Consider the following 24,528-nt stretch of genomic DNA (forward strand, 5'->3'; position numbering starts at 1 on the left):
GTTGAATATTATGGAAATCAGGAAAGAAGAGAAGTCTACGATCATTCAGGGCTCGCTCGGTTTGCTGGCGATGCTGGGTGTTGTTTATCTTTCAACAGCCATTGATACTCCCGTTATCTCTGCTTCGGCCCGTCTGGCGATGTATTTGCTCGCTGGGCTGATGTATGGATCGGTGGCCTTCGCAGTCTTTGCGCAGGGCTGGATGCTATTTACGGACAAACTGTCCAGGCAGCGTCTTTACTCTGCCGTGTTGTTTTTCATCGTCGGTACATTGGATGTGCTTCATATCGCCACTTTCGTCGGCGTTTCTTTGTTTGGTTTTATGCCTGGATATACGGTCTCCGCGTGGTTCATGTTATTGTCCCATTTGCTCGGGGCGTTAGGGATGCTGTTTATTTTCAGTGTGCCGGACAAGCAGGTGTCCATGCGCCATAAAGCGGCTGCTTTTTCAGGAGCGTCAGTTTTACTGCTAGTAGGCATCGTACTGCTGTACAAATACCAGTTTCAGCTTCCCCAGCTTCTTGGGAATCAGGCTCCCGGGACAACGAAGCAGGCGGTCTGGATTGTCGTGCCCTTTCTGTATACGCTCGGAATATTCGCGATATTGTACCGGTACCGGAAGGAGCGTCCGCCAGCGGCATTAACAGTCGTCTGTGCGCTTTTATTTATGATGATCGGGCATATATTACTGACGGCAGCGGAGCCCTTCGATATTGGAATTGCCCATGTTGCCGGGGAATGGTTTACGGCTATTTCCTATTATTACGTGCTAAAAGGGGTCTACCGCCTAACGATTGAGGAGCCGTTTCGCGGCCAACAGCTTGCGGAGGCTCAAATGATGCATATGGCCTATCACGATGATTTGACGAATCTGCCTAATCTTCGACGGCTGAAGGAACGTCTGGCCGGCCATCTGGTGCCAGAAGGCAGGACGGGGCTTTACACAGGAGTGGCCGTCCTGAACATCAATCGCTTCAAGGCGATTAATGATGCTTTTGGATATCGAGCGGGCGACAAGCTGCTAACCGATTTGGGAGCGCGGGTGAGCCGGCGTTGTTTACCAGAGGAGGGCGTCTACCGTTTGGGAGAAGACGAATTTGCGGTCACGATCCCGGAATATTCGGATCCGCGGGCGATCGAGATCAGGGCATTGCAGCTGCTTAAATCGATTCACCCGGCGGTAACAATTGAAAATACCGAGTATCATATTTCCCTGAGCATGGGGCTCTCCATATATCCCCTTGACGGCCAAAACGTAGAGCAAATCATTCAAAATGCCGATATGGCTGTACATAATGGGAAGGAACAGGGACTGGAATTCGTCCGCTATACGGCTGCGATCAAGAATCAGACCCAATCCCGAATAGAGCTGGAGAACGATATGCGGAAAGGCTTGGAGCGGGAGGAATTTTTCCTGGAATTTCAGCCTCAGGTCAGCCTCGACAGCGGCCGGGTGGTTGGCATGGAGGCTCTGGTGCGCTGGAACCATCCACGCCGGGGAGTGCTTTCGCCGGGCGAGTTCATTCCGGTCGCTGAAGACAGCGGACTGATCGTTCCACTGGGGGAATGGGTGCTGCGTACCGCTTGCAGCTATAATAAGAGGTGGCAGGACGATGGTTATACCCCGATATGCGTGTCCGTCAACTTATCCATGCGGCAATTCCGCCAGCACAATTTGGCCGATAAAGTCGATTGCATTTTGCAGGAGGTCGGTCTGGAAGCAAAATATTTGGAGCTGGAGGTGACGGAAAGCATGACATTTGACATCGACACGGCTTTTGAGCAGCTTCAGAGGCTGAAGCGGCTAGGTGTTCACATTAGCATCGACGATTTCGGCACGGGATACAGCTCTCTTTACTATTTGAAGACGCTGCCGATCGATCGTCTCAAAATCGATCGTTCCTTCGTCAAGGAGGTTATGATGGACGGAAGCGGAGCGGCTATCGTCTCCACCATTACGATGATGGCGCATCATCTGCAGCTGAAAGTCACAGCTGAAGGGGTCGAGAACGAGGAGCAGCTTGAATTTCTCAAGCTTCAGAATTGCCATGAGGGGCAAGGTTATTTGTTCAGCAAGCCGGTGCCAGCAGGGTTGTTTGAGCGCCGTTTTCTCACCCGTATTGCCGGATAGGGCAATCTTCATTGTTATAACAAAGTTGCGCAGGGTGCGCGGACCAATTGTAATAAATTAGCTGTTGCATTGATGGAACAGAAGTGGTATATTTATTTTTGTCTTCACGAGCAGCTTGCTCGATTGAAGCCTCGGGACGTAGCTCAGCTTGGTAGAGCACCTGGTTTGGGACCAGGGGGTCGCATGTTCAAATCGTGTCGTCCCGACCATAATATAGTTGCCCTTGCAGAAGTAATCAGTTTTTACTGAAGCTTATCTTCACTTTTGTGGGCAGAGTTGCGGGTGTAGTTCAATGGTAGAACTCCAGCCTTCCAAGCTGGTAGCGTGGGTTCGATTCCCATCACCCGCTTAGTCATGTTTTCACCCTGAAACCCTTGCGCCACAAGGGTTTTTCTTTTGCGCATTTTTCGACAAACGGCTGACGACTTTCGGCTTATGGGGCAATTCATGGGGCAATTTTGAGCCTTTTAGGATTAAGGTCTTCAAGTTGATCCGCAGCAGCCCGGTTAATCTTTTCTAGCTTGTGGGTATAGATGTTAGCCGTTGTATCTAGTTTGGTGTGCCGCAATCTCTCCTGGATCGTTTTAAGGTCAGTTCCTGATTCGCGCAACAGCATCCCCGCGGTGTGTCTTAGCCCGTGCAGTTTGACATGGGGAAGTCCGTTCTTTTTAAGGAACCGGCCCCAGGTCAGCGTCGGAGTGGTTGGATAATACATGACACCATTACCTCCATGAAATACATATTCCTTATTGCCGCCTTGCCAGTTCTTGGCGTTAAATCTTTCCTTAAGCCATTCCTTCCGATATCTCCTTAGCTCGTCCATGTACCATTTTGGCATGGCGACCCAGCCCTCAGATTCTTCCGTTTTTACTTCGCCTTCTATCTTATTTCCCTCTTCGTCTAATGTAATCTGTTTCTCGATCCAGATTGCACATCGATCATAATCTAAATCAGGCCACTCTACGGCCAAGAATTCACCCCGTCTGAAGCCCCCAAGCATTACCCCGGTAAAATATAGCCTCCACCCGTTAGGAAGCGCGTAGAGGGCAACCAGGAGCTTCTCAACCTCTGCTCGGTTATACGCCTGCTTCTTGGAGCGCATTTCCTTCTTCTCTTTTTTGCTTTGACTTGGACGTTTGACGCCATCCATGGGGTTCTCTTTGATTACTTTCCACTCTTTTGCATTTTCAAAAATCGAGCTTGCCGCTTTGTAGATGTTCAGTTTCGAATTTGTAGCAAGGGGCTTGCCGCTTTTCAGGTTCTTCAGATCGGCGAACCATTCAGCTAGCTCGAGCGTTGTGATCTCATCGATCCAGCGGTCACCGAACTCGGGTATTAGCCTGGATTCAATAATACTCATGGTGTTTAAAATCGTTTTGCCACCCATGTTAGGGCCGGCATAGACTTTTTTCCAGGTCGGGATGAAATCAGCAAAGGTTACCTTGCGTTTGCTTTTACTCTTACTTCTGTTTTTCCCTTTGTTCTTGTACTCTCCGGATTTTACAAGCTCGCTCCAATCCTCTTCCTGGACGGCCAACCAAGCAGCTCTCTTCTTTTCGGATTTGGATCGCGCAATCTCTTCTGGCATTTCTACAGTAATAGATCGCTTCGGCATTTTTGCCAGTGCGGGATCCCGTTCTACGATCTTGTATTTATTGCCTCCTAGATGTTCACTCCAAGCCATTTTGTAACATCACTCCAAACGTATGTTCTATTTTTGGGTATATTTAAACAGCCCTTAGGCTGGAAAGCGCATAGGTTAGTAGAAAATATGAAATTCTTCTGGAATGCCGCAGCGTTTCAGGAAGCTCCCCTTTGTTTCCTCGATCTCGGGCTTTGTATCTCCGATCATTAGGTGCAGGGCAAAGCGATTAGCCTCACGCTCTATTCTATCTACTGAAAAAAGGGTGTTTCTCCTTAGGAACGGAGTGTTTATCCCTTGGTGTAGAAAATGGTGTGCGAGCTCATGCGAAAGGGCAAATATAGCGGCGAACCCCTCTAGGCGGCTGTTAACATGGATAACCGGGATTCGCCTTATGCAGGTGTAGTACCCCCAGATATTTTCCCCTAAATCTTCGTACAGAACCATTAAATTAGACTCAGCTGCTATTCGTGTTGGATTGTTGGTTCCGTGGGCTTTGATCAGTCTCTTAGAAAGTAAAATTTCCATTCGATAACCCCCGGAAGGCTATTTTCTGAATTTCTTAGGCGTGAACTTCTTCTTTGCCATCTCTTTACTCATCCTCAAAGTATTCTCTAACGAAATACGCAGCAACTCGCGATCCTCGTCACTCATAGGCTCTCCCATGAATGCCATCGACGATCCGCTCTCGAGTTCTTCCATCATGCGCTCCAGGTCTTTGGCTATGTCACGTTCGTCTTTGTCTGTAAGGGCATAGTAGGGCTGTGACGTTTCTTTCTCATCAGTGCGCCCAAGAAGGTAATCTGTGGAGACTTTAAAGTAGTCGGCGACTTTTATTAGGTTACTTCCTTTAGGAATGTTCTTTTTCCATGAATACAGTGTGTTTTTGCTCAAATCGAGATTTTCTTCGAGTTTGTTGACTGAAATTCCTTGCGAATCGCAAAGCTCTTTTAGGCGATCAAAAGCCGTCATGACAACATTTCCTTTCGTTACCCTACCGCATCTAAAACTAGATTTAAAAAAATCATTGACAACTAAAACTAGTTTTAATATACTCTAGGTAAGCTATTTGATTAGCCAAAGAAGACAATAAAAAATACGACCTAATAAATACAATTTTCGAAGCTGGGGAGCGGACAAAATGTATTGTGTCAGGCTTTTTTTAAAGTCTTATTTAGCTATGCCTATATATTAAAACTAGTTTTAATATTTGTCAATATTTTAGCTAATCAAATAGCAATTTTTCTCTTAAGGGAGGGGTGAAGGTTGGAAAAGTATTCAGAGTTCGGGGCGGAGGCAAGAAAGATCATGCTCCAAAGAGGAATCACCTTGAAAGATATTGCAGAAAAACTAAATGTTTCTGCGCCTTACGTTTCCGATATTTTGAGGGGGAATCGTAAAGGTGAGAAACAAAAGCCTATCATTGCTGAAATGTTGGGCTTGGAAAGCGAATCATGAATTTCCGTTCATCTGTTTTTCTCATTAATACTCTGTATCCCCAAGATTCTGGTATTTATACCTGTTTCGAAAGCGAGGTGACAATCCGTGACTATGTCGCTTAAGGATGCATCCACTAAATCATTGATTGATGAATTGTCTAATCGTACAGGGATAAAGGTGGTTTCCACAGGACTGTACGGGGAGTATGACTTGCGGAAGAAATACGACGCTGACCGCGAAACAGTCAGCGCCGAAATGATTTTGATTGTTGATCATCTGGAAGCTTGATAGAAATCCCAAACGGTTTCAAAAGTTTCGATTACGGCATGATGTTTGGCTTTACTAGACAAATAGCTGCGCAGCTCTTCGCGGTCTTCCGAATCGGGGAAATTTGGATCACGAGAGATGTCCTGAGCTAAGTCACCTATTGGTAGGTCGACGCCATTGAAATTAGCTATCCAGTTTTTAAAAGTCCAAGGTATTGTTTTGGGCTTCAATCTTAACGCACTCCTCTCTTCTTTGGTCGGTATGGACAACTACCATTCTAGCAGAGGAATAGGGAATATTCGACAGATAGGAGGTTGGAGTCTATGACAACCACTGATTTCATCGAGGCGATCCGTTCAGATATTGAATCGAACTTGTTCGATCAGCTCCTCGAAAGGCTAAAGCCCGAAATAGAACGCCGGCTATACGCGAATATTTTCGACGTCACGGAGGCCTCTCAGTATCTGAAAGTCTCGGCCTCAACGTTAAGGCGACTGGTGAAGGATGGCGAAGTTCCATTTTATCGTTTGCGAGGGCAGATATTTTTCAGGCAAATCGATCTGGACAAGCACATTGAAAACTTAATAGAGAACGGACGGTGACAGCTTATGAGTAAAGTACTCGACTTGGCTTCAAACGAAGTAATCGACATTTGCGCGGATCCCGATTGTAACGCTGAAATCTTCTTCGGCCAATCGGTCTGGAAGAGAGGCCACGATCTGATTTGCTCAACAGATTGCTTGCTTCGGGTGCTGGGGGCTAAAACGGTGATTGCGGGGAGGGAGGGATCAGTTAAAAATGAGTAGCCCACTTCTATGGTTCGGCGGTAAAGGCGTGGTTGCCAAGAAACACATTATCCCATTTTTACCTAAACACCGTTTCTATCGGGAACCTTGCGTAGGCGGCTGCCATGTTATAGCTCAAAAAAGTAGGGCAGCCCATGAGGTTGTAAACGACGTTGACGGAAACCTTGTGAATTTTCTCTTAGAAGTAAGACGGGATCCGGAATTATTTACTTACGAGGCTTTACGGTTACCGTATTCAAGACTCCTTTACGATAAATTTCGTCAGGAACCTTGGCCGGACGATCCTTTCCAGCGCGCTGTGAGGTGGTTCTATCTGAATCGATCAGGCATAAATGCCGGCAATGCTGAGGAAGTGCCAACTACTGGCTGGCGGCATAGCAATTCATCTAATCAAAATCCAGCTCAGGGTTACGCAAGCGCATGTAATCGGATTATTGATTTTGCAGCTAGGATGTCAGGTGTGATGATTGAGTGCATGAGCTTTCATTATTTTATTCCGAAGTATGATAACCCCGGTGCTGTTTGGTACGTCGATCCTCCTTATGTTGGGAGAGAGAGACGTTACGCAGGAAACTGGACGATGGATCACCATGAGGAGTTGGCAGCACTGCTCAACAACACAAAAGGATTTGTCATTCTCTCCTATTACGATCATCCAATTCTTGAAAACTTATATCCTGGTTGGCATAGAAGATCGTTTAGTAATCCGAAGCAGGTGACGGTAACTGGAAGGGATTCGAAGGCAACTGAGTTATTGATAATGAATTTTGACCCCGAGAAGGAGGTGAACAAGACAAATGAACGTAACACGCGATGTCTGGCTGGAACTGACAAAGGACGAGCGCATGGTATGCCTGCGGTACGCCGCTAGCGAGAACGCAAAACGCTGGGAAATGAAAAACAGCTTCCTGCGGGGTAGGAGCCCGGGAAGCTGCAAATCAAACCATATCTAAGGCCAGTTTACCACTGGCAGAAAGGAAATTGCAATGAAAAGTACTGGAATTGTTCGCAAGGTTGATAATCTTGGGCGCGTGGTACTACCGAAGGAGCTGCGCGATACCCTGGGGATCGCTGAACAGGATCCGCTAGAGGTGTTCGTCGATGGCGACAAAATCATTCTTCGGAAGTACCAGCCTGGCTGCTTCTTTTGCGAGGACACGACAGAACTTAAACACCTTTTTGGCAAGCCTGTTTGTTCTAAATGCGCCAAGGATATTACTCGGATTCATAACATTCATTAATCATATTTTAGGAGGACTTATACTATGCAAAATCTTGTACCCATTCAAATTACCCTACAGGCGGCCAACGCCGACAATGTGCAGCAGCTCGTTATGGACCTGGCTGGCAAGTTCTCCGGCGCGTCTCAATTGCAGACGGCGGGAGTAGCAGCCCCTGAAATTCCAGCGCAGCAGTATACACCGCCTGCCAATCTAGCTGCTCCAGCTCAGCCCGCATATTCTCAGCAACCTCAGCAGCCTCAGCAGCCTCAGCAACCTCAGCCGCCTGCAGGAGTAGTGCCAACAACGCCTCCAGCGCAACAATATGCACCGCCAGCCCAGCAGCCGCCTGCAGGTGCAGTTCCGACAAGCGCGCCGCAATACGATTTGACGCAGCTTGGTGTAGCAGCTCAGCCGCTTGTGGACGCTGGCCAGAGCGCTCAAATTCTCGGATGGCTGAATCAGCACGGAGCCCAAGCGCTCACTGAGCTGAACCCTAGCTTGTATGGTGAGTTCGCCACGTTCCTACGCAGCCTGGGGGCGAAGATATGACCCAAATCGCACATGCAGAACGGGATCATGCCTTGCTCTCAGCGAGCGGGGCCCACCGTTGGCTAGTCTGTACTCCGTCTGCGCGGCTTGAAGATACTCTGCCGGATACAGAGAGCGAAGCGGCCAAACGTGGAACGCTGGCGCATGAGATCGCTGAGCTCAAACTTCAAAAATTATTTTCAGGTCTGACAACCCGGAAGTATAACGCTGTGCTGAAAAAATTCAAAGCCCACGAATTGTACGAGCCGAACATGGATGATCACACAGACGCCTATCTGGATTACATTCAGTCCATCGTCCACTCCTTCCCGTCTCCACCATTTGTGGCTATTGAACGGAAGGTGACTTATGACCATATTGCTCCGGAAGGTTTCGGCACCAGCGACTGCATCATCATCGGGGCCGGCAAGCTTTATGTGATCGACTATAAGAACGGCCAGGGCGTACCCGTGCCGGCAGAGGACAATCCGCAGATGAAGCTGTATGCGCTGGGCGCGTTTAAAGCTTTCTCGCTGCTGTTCCCGATCGAAGAGGTTCACGTGGCCATCGTGCAACCGAAGGTATGGGATCAACCTTCTGAGTGGTCGCTTTCAGCGGCTGAGCTCTTAGCCTGGGGCGAGTCTATCAAGCCAATTGCGCAGCAGGCGTTTGCAGGGGAAGGGGATTACGTTGTCGGTGAACATTGTGGCTTTTGCCGGGCTCGCAATACCTGCAGAGCACGGGTAGGACAGCTGATGTCCGTTGAGGATAAAGCGCCTTTAAAGCCGCCGCTGATCAGCTGGGAGGAAGTCGGCGACGTGCTTCGCAGGGCGGACGGAATTGTCAGCTGGTACAACTCGCTGAAGAAGCTTGCCTTATCCGAAGTACTTAAAGGGGGTAACGTCCCCGGCTGGAAGGCTGTCGAGGGTCGAGGTAGCCGGGAGTTTGCAGACCTGGATGCCGCGTTCGCCTATCTCAAGGAAAAAGGAATTGACGAGGCGATCCTGTACGATCGGAAGCCTTTAACGCCGGCGCAGATTGAAAATTCTCTAACCAAGAAGGTTTACAAAGAGCTGCTGGAAGAACCGGGACATGTTATCAGTAAACCGGGCGCACCTACGCTTGCGCCAGAAGGAGACAAGCGGCCGGCGATCTCGGATCAAGTTAAACCGGAAGAGGCATTCAGCGAACCGGTAGGGAGCTAACTATGGGTGACATTGCTGATTATTATATCGATCAAATGACTTCGGGCCGCTGGTCAAGTGGCTCATACAAAAGTGAAAAGGGGAAACGACAAATGACAAATGAAGCGACAAACGTAACAACTGGACAGGTAAGACTGAGCTATGTACATCTTTTCCAACCGCATGCAAACCAACCCGGGCAAGAGCCTAAGTATAGCACGACGATTCTTATCCCTAAAACTGATGGGGCCACTATGCAGCGAATCAATGCGGCTATCGAAGCGGCAGCCCAAAAGGGTGTTTCCGGGGTCTGGAAAGGAGCTCGTCCGCCGCAACTTAAAACGCCAGTTTGGGATGGGGACGGAGTACGCCAGAATGGCGAGCCGTTCGGCCCTGAGTGCAAAGGCCATTGGGTTTTAACGGCCAGCAGCAAGCAACAGCAAGCGGTTGTCGATCTCAACATGAACCCGATTATCAACCAAACCGAAGTATACAGCGGCATGTACGCTCGGGTGAATATTAACTTCTTCGCATATTCCAGTAATGGCAATCGCGGTGTCGGTGCTGGCCTCGGTCCGGTGCAAAAGCTGGCTGACGGCGAACCGTTGGGCGGCCGGATCAGTGCTGAACAGGCTTTCGGCGGTAATGGCGGCGGCGTAGGTTACGCTCCTGCTCCGCAAGGTTATGATCAGAATCCGCCGCAGCAGTACGGCCAACAGCCTCCAGTTGCGCCGCCGGCATATTCTCCGCAGCAAGGTTACGGTCAGCAACCACCAGCGCAGCCTGGGTATGGACAAGCTCCGGGGCAATATGGACAACCGCAACAGGGTTACGGTCAGCAGCCGGCACAACCGCCGCAAATTGATCCGATTACAGGCAAACCGCTCAATGGTGGGATTTGGGGCATCTAAGTGAAGCATAGGGGTTCTTTTTAGAGCCCCTTTTCTTTACCCGAAAGGAGGCCATCATGAGGCACTTATCAATTGACATAGAGACATATAGCAGCGTCGACATCAAGAAATCCGGTCTTTATAAATACGTTCAATCCCCTGATTTTGAAATCCTCCTGTTCGCGTATTCGTGGGACGGTGGCCCTGTGGAGATCGTGGATCTTAAACAAGGCGAGTTTATACCCCATGAGGTGATTCAGGCGTTGTTTGCGACCGATACAACCAAACACGCCTATAGCGCTGCTTTTGAATGGTATTGTCTCTGCAAACATTTTGCCGTCACTAGACCTGATACTTGGCTAAAACAATGGCGCTGTACGCAGATCCATGGCTTATACCTCGGCTATCCTGCAGGGCTCGGCAAAGTGGGCGAAGCGATGGGGCTTCCCCAGGACAAGAAGAAAATGGGTGTCGGGGGCTCCCTGATTCGGACGTTCTGCGTGCCGTGTAAGCCGACCAAGGCAAACGGCCAGCGTACCCGGACGCTACCGCACCACGAACCGGAGAAATGGGAGCTGTTCAAACAATACTGTATCGGTGACGTTGTTGCGGAAATGGAAATCCTCCGCCGGCTGTCCGTGTTCCCGGTGCCTGATCAGGAATGGCAGCTATGGCAGCTTGATCAGAGAATCAATGCCCGCGGCATTGCCTGCGATTTGGAGCTTGTGGAGGGAGCGCTGGCCATCGATGAACAGATTACCGCTGAACTAATGGCCGAAGCTGTGCAGCTCTCAGGGCTCGATAATCCGAAGTCGGTTCAGCAGCTTAAGAAATGGCTTTCGGAAGAGATCGGCGAGGAAGTCGATAACTTACGAAAAGATACGGTTTCTGAATTGATTCAAGGGGTTGAGGAAGGCCGGGCAAAGCGCGTGCTGGAGATTCGCCAGGAGCTCAGCAAAACTTCGGTCAAGAAATACCTTGCTATGAAGACAGTCGCCTGTGAGGATGGCCGGGTTCGGGGGCTCTTGCAGTTCTACGGCGCGAACCGGACCGGACGCTGGGCGGGGCGATTGGTTCAAGTTCAAAACCTGCCCCGAAACTACCTGTCAACGCTTGGCTTTGCCCGTGAGCTTGTTAGAGAGCGCAACATTAATATGCTCAAACTGATGTATGGAAACGTACCGGATACCCTCTCGCAGCTTATCCGGACGGCCTTTATAGCTCCAAACGGTAAAAAACTTCTGGTTGCAGATTTCTCTGCGATTGAGGCGCGGGTGATTGCCTGGTTGGCTGGGGAGCAGTGGCGGCTGGACGTATTCGCGAGCCACGGAAAAATATATGAAGCCTCGGCTTCTCAAATGTTCGGCGTGCCGATCGAATCCATCGGCAAAGACAGTGATCTACGGCAAAAGGGAAAGGTCTCAGAGCTGGCACTTGGTTATCAAGGCGGCAAAGGTGCGCTGATCAGCATGGGAGCCCTAGAAATGGGCCTGACAGAAGAGGAGCTGCCGGAGATTGTCATGCGATGGCGTAACGCGAACCGAAGAATTGTTGATCTATGGTTCACCTTGGAAGCAGCTGCGATCGAAGTCATGGAGACGGGGCAGCCTGTCGGTGTGAAAGGGCTCATATTCGCCCGGGAGAGTCATTACGGTAATGGGCTAGACTTCTTCACGATTCAACTACCTAGTGGCCGTAAGCTCTATTACGTGGAGCCTACGCTTGCGCTGAACGACTTCGGGAAAACGGCGCTTCACTATAAGGGCCCTGATCAGAAGACGGGCAAATGGACAACCCTTTCCACTTATGGCGGGAAGCTGACGGAGAACGTGGTTCAAGCCATCGCCCGGGATTGCCTAGCCGTTACGCTAATGCGAGCGGATCAGGCAGGGTTTGAAACTGTCCTGCATGTGCATGACGAGCTTGGGGTTGAATCAGAACGATCCGAGGACTTGGATCGGATATTAGAGCTCATGGCCCAGCCGGTTGTCTGGGCGCCAGGATTACCCCTTAAGGGAGACGGATTTGTAACTGAGTTTTATATGAAGGACTGATACCTATGGATGTTGTTATAAATGAAAAAGCTCGCCAAGCTTTGAACCGCCTTGCTGCAATGCCAGGAATGGCTCAGGTCAAAGATCAAGTAGAACAGATGATCCAATTCCGAAGAGTCGCTGAGCTTCGGAAGAAAAATCGATTAAAGAATCAGCCGCAATCTAATCACATGGTTTTTACCGGGAATCCGGGTACAGGAAAAACGACAGCAGCCCGTTTGATTGGAGAAGCCTTTGCTGAGATTGGACTTTTAAACCGTAAGGGTGACGAGGTTCCCTTTGTTGAGATAAATCACTCTAAGATTACAGGGCCTCATGTCGGAGAGAGTGAAAAGAATATAGCTGCAGCATTTAAAAAAGCTCGAGGCGGCGTTCTGTTTATCGATGAGGCATACGCCTTTATAGGGAAGTCTGAACATCGTACAGACGAGAAGGTAATTGCAACAATGGTGCAATACATTGAGGATCTGAGAGACCAAATCATCGTAATTGCTGCCGGTTATCCGAAAAATATGGCAGAGTTCCTATCCTTCAATCCTGGGCTGGCCTCTCGTTTTCCGAACTCAATTCATTTTCCAGATTACAGTATTCCGGATCTTGTCCGGATTGCACAGCAAATGCTGCTGGATCAAGAATATCAACCTGAACAGGATTACCTGGATACGCTTGCTAGTGTGCTATGGGTCGAGAAAAGCAAGCCGAATTTCGGCAATGCCCGTACTGTTCGGAATCATGTTGAGCGTTCAATCCGAAGGCAATCCATGAGGGTTTCTCAAATGGTACAGCCTTCCCGTAAAGATCTGGCGGCTCTTACTGCAGCGGATATTGTACATTCTCCTGCAGGCGTGCAAGCGTCTGAACGTGAAGCCTTACAGCGAATTATCCAGGAGGCTCAGGGGCGATTGTTTGAGCTGGATCTGCGGTCAATTTTAAAAGTTTGATCGGAGGTTTGTAGATGTTTCCTGATAGTGTTGATCTCTATGTTTCTGATGTTCCTTGGGATTTAGTCTTAAATGATAGCGGCAGGGTGATCGGGGAGGTTTATATGCTCCTTCCCGATCCTCCGCCAAGGAGGCGACAAAACAAATGGGGCACTGGTTCTATATCACACCGGAAGAATATGCAGAAGCAGAAAAGTACGGAGTTAGGCCGGACATGCTAGATCGGAGAGTCCGGCAACAAGGCTGGAACAAACAGCGTGCTATGACTACGCCGCCCAGGAAGCTCACTAACCGGTTGTATTGGAAGGCTGAAGCTGAGAAAAACGGTATTAACTACGATACATTCATGTCTCGGGTTAACCGAGGGTGGACGATGGAGCGAGCGGCAACGCAGCCGCTTCAAACCCCAGAGGAGATCCGGCAGCAGGCTCTTCATGCGACTGAGCATGTGCGAGTCTACCCCAAAAAATATGTTCTTTTAGCAGAGAACAACGGTATACCTTATGCAACATTTCATCATCGGGTTAAATACTGCGGATGGGATTACGAACGAGCTGCGACTGAGCCAGTTTGGTCGCGTCATCAAATAGGGCGGCTAGGTGCTCAGCGGCTTCGTGAGCGCGAGGGCGATTGGGCTGCTCAAATTTTCGGAAAGAGAGGATGATAGATATGGAAATTAGATTTTGTTTTCGCCTGACGGCTGAGGCTGGTTGGGCTAGAGATACAGAGACCGGGGAGCCAGCGGAATGTTACACCCAGGTTAAACTGGGCGGTGCAAAAAATCTTCCTGAAAACTACGAAGCCATGCACAAATCGCTTTGTGGGGCTGTAGCTGCTCAAATCGGAGTTAATCCGGAGTACGTGATTCCAATTAGTCAAGAGGAATATGACGAGAACGTCGATCCCGAGGAGGAACTATAGATGGGTTATAAATTCGCAACAGTAAAAATCGCTGATATCGATACGCTGCTTAATGGTGAGGAAAGGGATCAACTTTATAGACTGCTTAACTTAATTACTGATCGTAGAGTTGAAAATGGAAAAAAGTATAATCGTTATCTCGTTATTAACCAAGATGAGCAATATGCTCCAGCAGTTCTGAATTTGATGAAGCAACAAGGACACTGGGAAAACAGCGACTTGGAATTACATCCAAAAAACCCTATTGGCGTTCTTTGTGATATAGCCCATCAGAATGCGGTGGGTAAGGGATGGTGGGACGAGGATCGGAGTTTCGGGGAAATTATCGCATTGATTCACAGTGAGGCTTCGGAGGCGCTGGAAGATTACCGGAATGGCCATAACCCGAGTGAAGTCTGGTACGAGGTTAAAGTAGCCCAAGATGAAGAACCATTTCGGATGAATTGTGAAGGAACTCCTGATCCAACCTGGAAGCTCTGTGGCATCCCTTCGGAGCTGGCCGACATCGTAATTAGAGTTTTCGACGCTTGCGGGCGGTATGGCATCGATCTGGAAAAGGCGATCTCCGAGAAGATGGCCTATAACGCAACACGGCCGCAGCGGCACGGTGGGAAAGTGTTATGACGGTTGATACTTAGATTTAAACAGAAAGGCAGGCAGGCGTCATGCAATACAACAGACAACTAACTATATCCGCCGCCGGCAGTCGTCACTCTACGCACTGGCAACCTCAAGTCATCTACTGGTCTGAGCTGGTGGAGCGCCTGCGGACGGCTACAAGGGGTACGGAGACGCTGGCGCAGTACCTGGCAATGCCGAAGTCCCAGCAGGACGATCTGAAGGATGTCGGGGGCTTCGTCGCCGGGGCCCTCGCTGGAGGCCGCCGGAAGGCCGGGGCGGTGACCGGGCGTGATGTGATTACGCTCGACCTGGACAGCATTCCTGCGGGCGGTACGGCGGACGTGCTGCGGCGGCTGGACGCCCTTGGCTGCGCCTATGCCGTTTACAGTACCCGGAAGCATGAAGAGGCGAAGCCGCGGCTTCGGGCTCTTGTGCCAACGGATCGTACTATGACAGCCGATGAATACGAGCCGCTAGCCCGTAAGCTGGCGGCCATCATAGGCATAGAGCTTTGTGATCCGACGACGTTTCAAGCAACACGGCTCATGTATTGGCCGAGCTGTAGCGCTGACAGTCAATACGTATTCACCTATGGAGACAAGCCGTTTCTATCTGCTGACGGTGTGCTCAGCATGTACGCCGATTGGCGGAACTGGCAGGAATGGCCGCAGGTTCCCGGGGCCAGTCAGGTGCATGTGCGGCTGGCCGCCAAGCAGGGTGATCCTACCACCAAGCCCGGAGTGGTTGGCGCGTTCTGCCGGGTTTATGATGTGCTGCAGGCGATGGAGACCTTTTTACCCGGCATCTATACACCGGCTGACGATGGCCGCTTTACGTACGTAGGCGGCTCGACCACGGGCGGGGCGATCGTATACGACGATGGTCAATTCCTATATAGTCACCACGCAACGGATCCCTGCGGTGGTCGCCTGGTCAATGCCTTCGACCTGGTCCGGTTGCATAAGTTTGGTGACCAGGACGATGAGGCGAAGCCAGGGACGCCAACGAACCGAATGCCTTCATTCTCCGCAATGGTCACCTTTGCCTTGCAGGATGCTGGTGTTGCCGCCATTATGGCGCAGGAGCGGTATGAGCGTGCTGTGACGGCCTTCGACCAGCAGCAGCTGCCGGAGGCGAGCGAGGAAAGCATGGACTGGCTTAAGAAGCTGGAGCTAAGCCCGACGACGGGCCGGCCGGCAAAGACGGCTCATAACGTGCTAATCGTGCTTACACATGATCCAGCGGTAAAGGATAAAATTTACCGCGATACCTTCACGGATCGGATCATGGGCAAAGGGCTGCTGCCGTGGCCGCCTCGAAACACGAGCGATCAGACATTTATCTGGTCCGATGCTGACGAACACGGATTGTTTCTATATATCGAGCGTGTACTTGGTTACCGAACGGAGGGGGCCATTCGCAGCGCGCTGGTCTACTGTTCAGAGCAGAACGCCATTAACCCGGTCGAGGAATATTTAATGTCGCTAAAGTGGGACGGAGTACCGCGGCTTGATAGCTTGTATATCGACTACTTAGGGGCCGAGGATTGTCCGTTCATCCGGACGATTACCCGTAAGGCCATGGTGGCTGCCGTTGCCCGAGCAGTGGCGGAGAACGTGAAATTTGACTACATGACCGTAGTGTGTGGCCCGCAAGGTATCGGGAAAAGTACCTTGTTCCGTAGGATCGGTAAAGAGTGGTTTTCGGACAGCCTGAAGACGTTCGAAGGTAAAGAAGCTGAGGAACTGATCCAGGGCAAGTGGATTGTTGAGATCGCAGAGCTTCAGGCGTTTAACCGCGTGGACGTTAACCGGATTAAGCAGTTTCTATCGAAAACGGATGACCAATACCGTGAGGCATACGGCCGGAACGTTAAAAATCAGGTGCGGCGATCGATCTTCTTTGGAACAACCAATGACCATGAATACCTTCATGATCCGACGGGGAATCGGCGTTTTTGGCCGGTAGACACCCGGCCGGGCTTTGCCACCAAGAATGTATTTAGCGATCTAACTAATTCGGAAATCGACCAAATCTGGGCGGAGGCCGTTATGCGGTGGCGGATGGGTGAGCCCTTATATCTATCAGCTGAAATGGAAGAAGAGGCAGAGCGGCGACGTCAGGAGCATATGGTTCGGGATCCGCTAGAGGGTATTATTGAAGATTTCCTGGAGCGGGAGATCCCGGAGGACTGGCTGAAATGGGACTTAGAACGCCGTTTAATGTTTTGGGGCGGAGGCATGCAATACGATGGGCGGCTGGTGCCTCGTGATCGGATTTGTGCTGCGGAGATATGGCGAGAATGCCTGCAGGAGAGAAGGACAGCCACGAGAGCTGATGCGAATCGAATCAACTCAATCCTTGCGAAGATGGCCGGCTGGGATCGTTCAGGCGTGATAAGATTCGGCGCTGGGTACGGAAGTCAGAGAGGATTTATGAGGAAGTAAATACGTCAACAATGTCAACAAAGTAGCCCGAAATGTCAACATTACCTAAAAACTGGGATTGTTGACGTTGTTGACAATTGAAAACCCGTTAGACCTTGATATATAAGGCTTTATCTATATGTCAACAATGTCAACAATATATATAAAAGAATATGAATTAGAGAGATTAGAGAGATTAGAGGAATTATATAACGCCTAATACGCCTAATTTAAATACGTCATACACGTATACATGAGAATGTTGCTGGAGGTTGAGAGCATGAGAGAGCGAGACATAGAAACGTATTTGCGGGAACGGGTCAAAGAGGCGGGAGGCTGGGCGCCGAAATGGACGAGCCCAGGGAATAACGGGGTGCCTGACCGTATCGTATTCTTGCCAGGGGGGCACATCGTATTTGTGGAGTTAAAAGCGCCTGGAGCAAAACCGCGACCAGTACAGCTTGCACAGCATAAACGAATTCGATCATACCGACAAGACGTCCGGGTAATCGATAGCCGGCAGCAGGTAGACGAGCTGCTTCAGGAGCTGATGCGATCGTGAGTAAGATCAAGGTCACCTGCCTTTGGTGCGGAAAGGAAATTTTAAGGTACCCGAGCCAGGTTAAAGAGCGAAACTTTTGTAGTAAGCAGTGCAAAGATTGCCACGTCACCAAAAAGTTGAACCCGGAAGGCTACGTACGCAACTTTAATGCGCACCATTTACCGGAACTAAACCGCAGGCTTAACCCGACGCGTATGAACGACGAAACAAGAAAGAAGCTTAGGTTAGCAAGGTTGGACACAGGAAGCGGCAAATCATACGAAAAATACTATGGACGGCATTTACATCGAATTCTGGCGGAGCAGAAATTAGGCCGGAAATTAAAGCCTGGAGAAGTGGTTCACCACATCAACGGTAATAGACGAGATAACAGACTTGAGAATTTAATGGTGTTTCCATCCCAAGAAGAACACGCCGCATGGCACGCAGCTGAGGCGAGACTCCTCAAAGGGAGCAAAGGAGGTGGTGCCGATGAATAAGTTCATACCCCATAACTACCAGAAGTATTGCATTAATCGCTTGCTGGCAGACGAGGCCCTAGGTCTATTTTTGGATATGGGCTTAGGTTAGCAAAACTGTCATCACCTTAACGGCAGTCAATGACTTAAAGTATAACCGCTTTGCGATTAGGCGCTGCCTGGTTGTAGCCCCGAAAAAGGTTGCAGAGGCAACTTGGACAAACGAAGCAGCCAAATGGCAGCACCTTAAGCATCTACGGATCATACCTGTACTGGGGGCGCAGCAGAAGCGGATCCGCGCGCTGAACACGCCGGGGGATATATGGGTCATTAGCCGGGATAATCTGGCCTGGCTCGTAGAGCATTACCGCAACGCCTGGCCGTTTGACATGGTTGTTCTGGACGAGCTCTCTAGCTTCAAGAATCACCAAGCGAAGCGATTCAAGGTGTTAACCTGGGTGCGGCCGCACATTAAGCGTATCGTAGGGCTGACCGGTACACCAGCGCCGAACGGGCTACTTGATTTATGGGCGCAGGTGAATCTGTTGGACCAAGGCAAACGGCTTGAAAAACTTATTACACATTACCGGACAAAGTATTTTGAAAAGAATTACAACGGCTACGGCTATACGGCCAAGCCAGGAGCGGATGACGCAATCCAGCGCAAGATAGCAGACATTTGCATCAGCATGAAAGCCGAGGATTACTTGGAGCTGCCGGACGCAATCACGAACATTATTCCGGTCGTACTGGAGGATAAAGCCCTGAAGCAGTACAAGCAGATGGAGAAAGAGCTGCTGCTGGAGATTGACGACGATACGGAGATAACCGCAACTAGTGCGGCCGTTCTAACTGGAAAGCTGTTGCAGCTTTGTAATGGTGCTTTGTATGACGGGGAACGTAATGTACATGAGATTCATAATTGCAAGATTGAGGCGTTCATGGAGCTGATCGAGCAGCTGAACGGAAAGCCGGCGTTAGTATTTTATAGCTATCAGCATGACCGGGACCGGATCCTAAAGGCTCTTGAAAAGTCTGGCCTTCGGATCCGGGAGCTTAAAACCCCGCAGGATCAACTTGACTGGAATACCGGCAAGATCGATATTCTTTTAGCGCATCCGGCCAGTGCGGCCTACGGGCTCAATCTTCAAGACGGCGGTAACCATGTCGTGTGGTTCAGCTTACCGTGGAGCCTGGAACTATACGAGCAGGCGAACAAGCGGCTGCACAGGCAAGGCCAAAAGCAAAAAGTTATTCTGCATCACCTGGTTGTCCAGGACGGCGCTGACGAGGATGTCATGGCTGCACTAGAAGCGAAGGCGACGACCCAGGAGAAATTGCTTAACGCTTTGAAGGTGAGAGCGGAGCAAATCCGGAAAGGAGCTTGATCTATATGATGGATAAACGAGCCCAAAGGGAATTATACCTAGAGCATAACCCCGATGTGGCAAAAAACATCAAAGATATAGATGCGCAGGCACTAAAACAAGTAGAAAGTTATCCCATGACTAAACAGAAAACATTCTTTGAAGGGTATAAGCCACAGTTTCATTTCCAGCATAAGGATACGGAACTTCCTAGTTACTCAGAAATGTTAATGCGAGTTGCCAAAGCAAACGATCGAGCGGATAAGGCCGAGAGAGCATTACGAGAGCAAACAGAAGAAACAGCCCATTGGATATGCAAATATAACGGGGATGTTTCGCGGTTCCAACGGCAGAAGAAGGAACTGGCGGCGGCAGAAGAGCGGGCAGATAAGGCAGAAGCGGAACGCGATACAGCGATACAAGCCTATAAAGAGGCTATGAAAACAGTATACAGGGGTGTTGAAACAATACTGCAATATATACCGAAAGAGGCGCGGGAAGCCCATGGGTTCGACAGTTTTCTGGCATCCCTTTACCCCGATAAGGAGCGTGAACCCAATGGCTAAATACCGCCGGCCTTATTCGATGCGTTACAAGGTATGCACAGTCTGCCGGAAACGATATACACTGAGTTGGTTTCCGAAACATAAATGCGAGGTGAAGACAGATGGACTTCGTGAGAACTTACAACGACATCACCAAAGAGATTGAAATCCTGGAGTTACGGCTGATTGATCTAGAGGACGAGCTTAAAGAGGCTCGGAAGCTTTGCTTCTCTGGGCGCTTACCTTCCGATCCACTTCCTGTTCACGTTCCGTTGGACAAGGCCTTGGAATATTATGATGCTGTAGTGCAAAGGATCGGGGAGACCTCTAACCGATTGGAAGCAAAAAAGCTAATACGGAAGAAGATCGAGGCGAACATTAGGGGGTTTCAGGGGATTGAGTATCAGGTGGCATACATGCGGGATATTGAGCGAAAACCGCTGTATAAAATCGCCGATGAACTGGGATATTCATATGACTGGATCAAGAAAATAAGTAGTCGGATCCGAAGTGCAAAAAGAGTGAAAAGCAAAATTGATTTTCCTAGCGTAAAACAAGAAGGCACTTTTTAGGCACTTTTAATTTGAAAAATCCTGATATAGTAATAGCATAGCAAATTGTATAGACGAGTTTTCACCTGGACAGTGTTTCTCGTTTATGTATTCGTAGGCGCAGCTGGCAATGGTTTCAGACTGTTCGGCGGCTGCGTCTTACATCATCCCTGTAGCTTAGTGGGAAAGCGTGAAGGCGGCCGCAATAACAGACTTCAGGTCCGGGGTTCGATTCCCCGCAGGGGTGCCATAACCGGATGTAGTGTAGCCAGGTAGCACGCTTGCCTTGGGAGCAAGTAGTCGCAGGTTCAAATCCTGCCATTCGGATTATTCATCATTTTTAGATCCCCCTTGACTAGCCGCTTCCTTGTGAGGCGGCGTTTTTATTAAACAATTAAAGGATTTTTCCTAATTAGTAGATATAATTCATAAAACTAATTGTCTGTGATAAAATAATCACGAAGGGGGATGAAGCGGTGAGTACAATTTATGTCGTATTAAAAGTATTAAAATATGTCATTATGTATATCCCCGCTGTATTTGGGGTACATACATGGCTCTACAGTAAATCCCCAAAATATTATTTCTTTTTCGTTAGGCTGTTCTCAAAGTGGCGCGATACTACCTGGAACGTGAATGTGGAATTTAGGCTGAACGAGCTAGGTGATTCGTATAAAAAGCTAGAAGATGTCTTGAAATTTAAATACAAAAATAGTAGCAAGTACAGTAGACCCGTTAATATGACCAACAAAAAGATGTATGATGTTGATATTTTCAAAGTGCTTGTTCAAGATGATTTCCAAGACGGGCAATTTTCGCGCAATATCATGTTTTTGAATATATCGCAATTAAACGTCACCCTTAATAAAGCAGAAGAAAAGCTTCGGGAACTTCGTGAACTGTTCAATGATATAGAGAGAGCTTTAAGACCTAATACAGTGAGTTATAACTTGGATGTTCATTTTTCAAAAGGGAAAAATCCATTTTACGGATTGATGGTGCAACGTTTGGGGAAAAATAACATTACACATTTTGAATGTTTTTTTCCTATAAGTGCAATTGTTCCTCGATCGAAAGATGGAGGCCCAGGAAGCAATCACCAAGTGCGAGTTTTTAAAGATAAGCTAACAATCAATGAAACATCTTTCGATATAATAGAGGAGACTGCAAGGAGGGCTCTATTATTTAAGTGAGGTGGTAAATTAAATTGTTTAGTGTCAGTTGCTTTGATGTCACTCCAATTAATCAAGAACATATTGGTGAAATTGTAAGGGAGGCTCATCATTTCCAAGAAACACAACGGGTAAATAATTTTGATGAGAACCTGGATACTTACATTTACGCTAACGAAACCTCTCCGACTGGCTATCAAAATTACAGAATTGTTACAGATGAAGTCATTGACTACCGAGCGAGGGTAAAGGGAGAATTCATTGATCAGGTAGTTAAACAAGGTTTATATGAAATTTACTACCATCCTGATCGTAGACGGTTGGTTGCACTTTGTCGAAAAGATGATGCTTTTAAAGCGACTGGAATTTTCGAAAATAGGTTTCCGATGCAACTAGAAAAACACAGATTTAATATCTTGGGCATCATTGATGACTCAACCGATGTCCGAAGTGCACGGTTTGATGTAAAAATAGAAACAGTAACTGGAGTTTCATTGAAAGGATCAGGAATTAATAATACTCAATATTATGCTAACATGCTTAGTTCCGGCCAGTTAACAGGTGTAATTGTCACTTACGACCATGGAGATAAAACAGTGACCTTCAGGGTCTCGGTCGATGGGACTTTGCTTTTTTATACAAATCTTAGTGAATACGAATGTCTGGATTTTATTGACATGCTTTATGCTATCTAAGCACCCTAACCGGTGCTTTTTCTATTTTCAAAACCAACACAACTGCCGGGGGTGGTGATTATGTAATGGCTGAAGCCTACAAATTAGCCGAACAGGATTACATGGACGGCATGAAATATAAGGACATCGCCGAGAAATACGGTGTATCCCTTAACACGGTCAAGAGCTGGAAGCAGAGGCACGGATGGGATCGTAAAAAGGGTGCACACAAACCAAAAAGGGTGCACACAAATAAAGGAGGCGCCCCGCCGGGTAATCAGAACGCCAGGGGGAATCGGGGCGGTCCTGGAGGGCCTCCACGGAACAGCAAGGCCGTTAAGCATGGTCTGTTTCAGAAGTATCTGCCGGCAGAGTCGCTGGAGATCATGGAGCAGCTGCAGACGAAGCAGCCGCTTGATATCGTTTGGGATAACATCATGATTCAATATACAGCGATTATACGGGCACAGCAGATCATGTACGTCCGGGATCGTGAAGACATGACGACGACGCAGATCGAAGAGAAGCGCGGGAACGTCAGCGGCGAACGCTGGGAAGTGCAACAGGCCTGGGATAAACAGGCGACCTTCCTGCAAGCGCAAAGCAGGGCCATGGGTACGCTACAGAGCTTGATCAAGCAATATGATGAGCTGCTGAAGACGGAGCTTGCTACGGAAGAGCAGAAAGCTCGTATCGAAGTCTTACGGTCTAAAGTGCCTAATAGAGACGGCATTGATCCGAATGCGCAGATTACAGCGCTAGCGGATCTGATCAATAACCCCGCACCAGAACGGGTGATTGACGATGATTGAGTATGCGCCATTAACGGCCAAGCAGACCGAATATATACGCCGTAGCGTCGATTCCTGGCTGAACGTTGCGGAAGGCGGAAAGCGGGCCGGGAAGAATATTATTAACCTGATCGCTTATGCTACGTGCCTGGAGATCCATCCGGATAAGCTGCATCTTGTGGCCGGCGTTTCATTGGCAGCAGCCAAGATGAACGCAATCGACTCGAACGGCTTTGGCCTGCAGCACCTTTTCGCAGGAAGATGTCGAGAGGGTGAATACAAAAACCGTGACGCTTTGTACATCCAGACCAAAACTGGTGAAAAGATCGTTATTGTCGCCGGCGGAGGGAAGGCGAACGACGCGGCCCGGATTAAGGGTAACTCCTACGGTACGGTATACATTACCGAGGTTAACGAGTGTCATCAGTCCTTCGTTCAAGAAGTATTTGACCGGACGCTGGCGAGTTCTAACCGTCAGTTATTCTTTGACCTTAACCCGAAGCCTCCGGCGCATTGGTTCTACCGTGACGTGCTGGATTACCAGGACGAGCTCAAAGCCCGAGGGGAAAATCCGGGTTACAATTACGAGCATTTCACCGTATTTGATAATCTGTCGATTCCAGACGACCGCTTAAAGGCTACGCTCGCGACTTATGATAAGTCGAGCCTTTGGTTTCAGGCCGATATCAAAGGCAAGCGCACAGCGGCCACGGGGCGGATATATACCGGATATACAAGCAAAGATGTTATAGTCACCCGAGACCAGGTTAAGGATCTCCGATTCCTGGAGTTCTCGATCGGGATAGACATCGGTGGTACGGCTGCCACGGTAGCGACGTTGACGGGCTTTACGATGCAATATAAAGATGTGATTCTGCTTGATGGGTATTATCATAAGCAAGGCAAAGAGTCAGGATATACGCACGATCGGTATGCCAAGGAGATCGTCGATAAGGTAGCAGAGTGGTCAGAGACTTACCCTGCTTTTTTTGCGTCCGTTCATATTTTTGCGGAATCAGCAGACAAGTTATTTCGCCAGGCTTTAGCCAACGAGCTGCGCCGAAGGGGGTTCAATATTTCGGTGACAGCAGCCTATAAGAAAGAGGGTATCGTGGATCGGATCAGGCTCACGAATATTCTGATTAATCAGGGGCGGTACAAGGTTATGCAGCATTTAAAACCCTGGATTGAAGCGCTAGAGAATGCCACTTGGGATGAGGACGAACGACAAAAGGGTGAATGGGTACGAACGGATGATGGCAGCTATCCTGTTGACTGCCTGGACAGCAGCGAGTACGCGGTACAGCCGTTTAAGCGCAGATTGGAGGTTTAGA

General features: G+C 49.0%; 28 protein-coding genes and 4 tRNA genes. 28 read left to right on the plus strand and 4 right to left on the minus strand.

The window, feature by feature from the left end; translation table 11 throughout:
• Positions 1–10 precede the first annotated feature (10 nt).
• The 3 genes from QNH46_RS07670 (at position 11) to QNH46_RS07680 (ending at position 2,480) form a co-directional block, all read left to right on the plus strand.
• Complete coding sequence (locus QNH46_RS07670; protein ID WP_283927578.1) at positions 11–2,131, plus strand: putative bifunctional diguanylate cyclase/phosphodiesterase; 2,121 nt, start codon at positions 11–13, stop codon at positions 2,129–2,131.
• Positions 2,132–2,263: 132 nt separating this feature from the next.
• Positions 2,264–2,340 (plus strand) — tRNA-Pro (locus QNH46_RS07675).
• 69 nt (positions 2,341–2,409) lie between these two features.
• A tRNA-Gly gene (locus QNH46_RS07680) sits at positions 2,410–2,480 on the plus strand.
• A 96-nt stretch (positions 2,481–2,576) separates the two neighbouring features.
• Here QNH46_RS07680 and QNH46_RS07685 read toward each other — a convergent pair.
• The 3 genes from QNH46_RS07685 to QNH46_RS07695 all read right to left on the minus strand — a co-directional run bounded on the left by QNH46_RS07685 (position 2,577) and on the right by QNH46_RS07695 (position 4,745).
• On the minus strand, positions 2,577–3,815 hold the full coding sequence (locus QNH46_RS07685; protein ID WP_283927579.1) for a tyrosine-type recombinase/integrase: 1,239 nt from the start codon (positions 3,813–3,815) through the stop codon (positions 2,577–2,579).
• A gap of 75 nt (positions 3,816–3,890) precedes the next feature.
• Positions 3,891–4,301 carry an ImmA/IrrE family metallo-endopeptidase gene (locus QNH46_RS07690; RefSeq protein WP_283927580.1) on the minus strand — a complete coding sequence of 137 codons (411 nt, stop codon included), beginning with the start codon at positions 4,299–4,301 and terminating at the stop codon, positions 3,891–3,893.
• Positions 4,302–4,319: 18 nt separating this feature from the next.
• Positions 4,320–4,745: a helix-turn-helix domain-containing protein gene (locus QNH46_RS07695; RefSeq protein ID WP_283927581.1), complete on the minus strand. Its 426-nt coding sequence runs from the start codon at positions 4,743–4,745 to the stop codon at positions 4,320–4,322.
• A gap of 294 nt (positions 4,746–5,039) precedes the next feature.
• On the opposite strand from QNH46_RS07695, the gene QNH46_RS07700 reads away from it, so the two are divergent.
• A complete protein-coding gene (locus QNH46_RS07700; protein WP_283927582.1) occupies positions 5,040–5,231 on the plus strand; it encodes a helix-turn-helix domain-containing protein in 192 nt (63 codons plus the stop codon).
• 87 nt (positions 5,232–5,318) lie between these two features.
• Entirely contained in the window at positions 5,319–5,501 is a 183-nt protein-coding gene (locus QNH46_RS07705) for a hypothetical protein (RefSeq protein WP_283927583.1), read from the plus strand.
• Here QNH46_RS07705 and QNH46_RS07710 read toward each other — a convergent pair.
• A complete protein-coding gene (locus QNH46_RS07710; RefSeq protein WP_283927584.1) occupies positions 5,486–5,710 on the minus strand; it encodes a YozE family protein in 225 nt (74 codons plus the stop codon). The two genes, QNH46_RS07705 and QNH46_RS07710, sit on opposite strands and share 16 nt — an antisense overlap.
• Before the next feature lie 93 nt (positions 5,711–5,803).
• Here QNH46_RS07710 and QNH46_RS07715 point away from each other — a divergent pair, with 93 nt between their 5' ends.
• From QNH46_RS07715 to QNH46_RS07825, 23 genes are all read left to right on the plus strand, one after another.
• Positions 5,804–6,082 carry a helix-turn-helix domain-containing protein gene (locus QNH46_RS07715; RefSeq protein WP_283927585.1) on the plus strand — a complete coding sequence of 93 codons (279 nt, stop codon included), beginning with the start codon at positions 5,804–5,806 and terminating at the stop codon, positions 6,080–6,082.
• A gap of 196 nt (positions 6,083–6,278) precedes the next feature.
• Positions 6,279–7,157 (plus strand): DNA adenine methylase, encoded by an 879-nt coding sequence (locus tag QNH46_RS07720; RefSeq protein ID WP_283927586.1) that lies wholly within the window; start codon positions 6,279–6,281, stop codon positions 7,155–7,157.
• A 115-nt stretch (positions 7,158–7,272) separates the two neighbouring features.
• Positions 7,273–7,527, plus strand: a complete 255-nt coding sequence (locus QNH46_RS07725) for an AbrB/MazE/SpoVT family DNA-binding domain-containing protein (RefSeq protein ID WP_283927587.1) — start codon at positions 7,273–7,275, stop codon at positions 7,525–7,527.
• Between the two features lie 24 nt (positions 7,528–7,551).
• Complete coding sequence (locus QNH46_RS07730) at positions 7,552–8,058, plus strand: hypothetical protein (RefSeq protein WP_283927588.1); 507 nt, start codon at positions 7,552–7,554, stop codon at positions 8,056–8,058.
• Entirely contained in the window at positions 8,055–9,242 is a 1,188-nt protein-coding gene (locus tag QNH46_RS07735) for a DUF2800 domain-containing protein (RefSeq protein ID WP_283927589.1), read from the plus strand. Before QNH46_RS07730 ends, QNH46_RS07735 begins: the two co-directional genes overlap by 4 nt.
• Before the next feature lie 92 nt (positions 9,243–9,334).
• On the plus strand, positions 9,335–10,132 hold the full coding sequence (locus QNH46_RS07740; protein ID WP_283927590.1) for a DUF2815 family protein: 798 nt from the start codon (positions 9,335–9,337) through the stop codon (positions 10,130–10,132).
• Positions 10,133–10,188: 56 nt separating this feature from the next.
• Positions 10,189–12,165: a DNA polymerase gene (locus tag QNH46_RS07745; RefSeq protein WP_283927591.1), complete on the plus strand. Its 1,977-nt coding sequence runs from the start codon at positions 10,189–10,191 to the stop codon at positions 12,163–12,165.
• Positions 12,166–12,170: 5 nt separating this feature from the next.
• Positions 12,171–13,106 carry an AAA family ATPase gene (locus tag QNH46_RS07750; protein ID WP_283927592.1) on the plus strand — a complete coding sequence of 312 codons (936 nt, stop codon included), beginning with the start codon at positions 12,171–12,173 and terminating at the stop codon, positions 13,104–13,106.
• A gap of 145 nt (positions 13,107–13,251) precedes the next feature.
• Positions 13,252–13,770 carry a hypothetical protein gene (locus tag QNH46_RS07755; RefSeq protein WP_283927593.1) on the plus strand — a complete coding sequence of 173 codons (519 nt, stop codon included), beginning with the start codon at positions 13,252–13,254 and terminating at the stop codon, positions 13,768–13,770.
• 5 nt (positions 13,771–13,775) lie between these two features.
• Positions 13,776–14,027: a hypothetical protein gene (locus QNH46_RS07760; RefSeq protein WP_283927594.1), complete on the plus strand. Its 252-nt coding sequence runs from the start codon at positions 13,776–13,778 to the stop codon at positions 14,025–14,027.
• A gap of 186 nt (positions 14,028–14,213) precedes the next feature.
• Complete coding sequence (locus QNH46_RS07765; protein WP_430691924.1) at positions 14,214–14,651, plus strand: nucleoside triphosphate pyrophosphohydrolase family protein; 438 nt, start codon at positions 14,214–14,216, stop codon at positions 14,649–14,651.
• A 41-nt stretch (positions 14,652–14,692) separates the two neighbouring features.
• On the plus strand, positions 14,693–17,095 hold the full coding sequence (locus QNH46_RS07770; protein WP_283927596.1) for a virulence-associated E family protein: 2,403 nt from the start codon (positions 14,693–14,695) through the stop codon (positions 17,093–17,095).
• A 259-nt stretch (positions 17,096–17,354) separates the two neighbouring features.
• Positions 17,355–17,636, plus strand: coding sequence for a PDDEXK family nuclease (locus tag QNH46_RS07775; RefSeq protein ID WP_283927597.1), 282 nt, complete (start codon positions 17,355–17,357; stop codon positions 17,634–17,636).
• The gene (locus QNH46_RS07780; RefSeq protein ID WP_283927598.1) at positions 17,633–18,115 is read left to right on the plus strand and encodes an HNH endonuclease signature motif containing protein; all 483 of its coding nucleotides are present in this window, start codon (positions 17,633–17,635) and stop codon (positions 18,113–18,115) included. The genes QNH46_RS07775 and QNH46_RS07780 overlap by 4 nt, the downstream gene beginning before the upstream one ends.
• 146 nt (positions 18,116–18,261) lie before the next feature.
• Positions 18,262–19,482 (plus strand): DEAD/DEAH box helicase, encoded by a 1,221-nt coding sequence (locus QNH46_RS07785; protein ID WP_283928382.1) that lies wholly within the window; start codon positions 18,262–18,264, stop codon positions 19,480–19,482.
• Between the two features lie 5 nt (positions 19,483–19,487).
• A complete protein-coding gene (locus tag QNH46_RS07790) occupies positions 19,488–20,027 on the plus strand; it encodes a hypothetical protein (RefSeq protein WP_283927599.1) in 540 nt (179 codons plus the stop codon).
• 101 nt (positions 20,028–20,128) lie between these two features.
• A complete protein-coding gene (locus QNH46_RS07795) occupies positions 20,129–20,578 on the plus strand; it encodes a hypothetical protein (RefSeq protein ID WP_283927600.1) in 450 nt (149 codons plus the stop codon).
• A gap of 145 nt (positions 20,579–20,723) precedes the next feature.
• Positions 20,724–20,807: transfer RNA gene (locus QNH46_RS07800), tRNA-OTHER, on the plus strand.
• Between the two features lie 3 nt (positions 20,808–20,810).
• Positions 20,811–20,884, plus strand: a tRNA-Pro gene (locus QNH46_RS07805).
• 149 nt (positions 20,885–21,033) lie between these two features.
• Positions 21,034–21,750, plus strand: coding sequence for a hypothetical protein (locus QNH46_RS07810; protein ID WP_283927601.1), 717 nt, complete (start codon positions 21,034–21,036; stop codon positions 21,748–21,750).
• Positions 21,751–21,764: 14 nt separating this feature from the next.
• Positions 21,765–22,424 carry a hypothetical protein gene (locus QNH46_RS07815; RefSeq protein WP_283927602.1) on the plus strand — a complete coding sequence of 220 codons (660 nt, stop codon included), beginning with the start codon at positions 21,765–21,767 and terminating at the stop codon, positions 22,422–22,424.
• A 65-nt stretch (positions 22,425–22,489) separates the two neighbouring features.
• Positions 22,490–23,215: a phage terminase small subunit gene (gene terS, locus QNH46_RS07820; protein WP_283927603.1), complete on the plus strand. Its 726-nt coding sequence runs from the start codon at positions 22,490–22,492 to the stop codon at positions 23,213–23,215.
• Positions 23,208–24,527 (plus strand): phage terminase large subunit, encoded by a 1,320-nt coding sequence (locus tag QNH46_RS07825; protein ID WP_283927604.1) that lies wholly within the window; start codon positions 23,208–23,210, stop codon positions 24,525–24,527. The genes terS and QNH46_RS07825 overlap by 8 nt, the downstream gene beginning before the upstream one ends.
• The last annotated feature ends 1 nt before the right edge of the window (position 24,528 follow it).

The organism is Paenibacillus woosongensis (genome assembly GCF_030122845.1).
In the GTDB taxonomy this organism is placed as follows: domain Bacteria; phylum Bacillota; class Bacilli; order Paenibacillales; family Paenibacillaceae; genus Fontibacillus; species Fontibacillus woosongensis_A.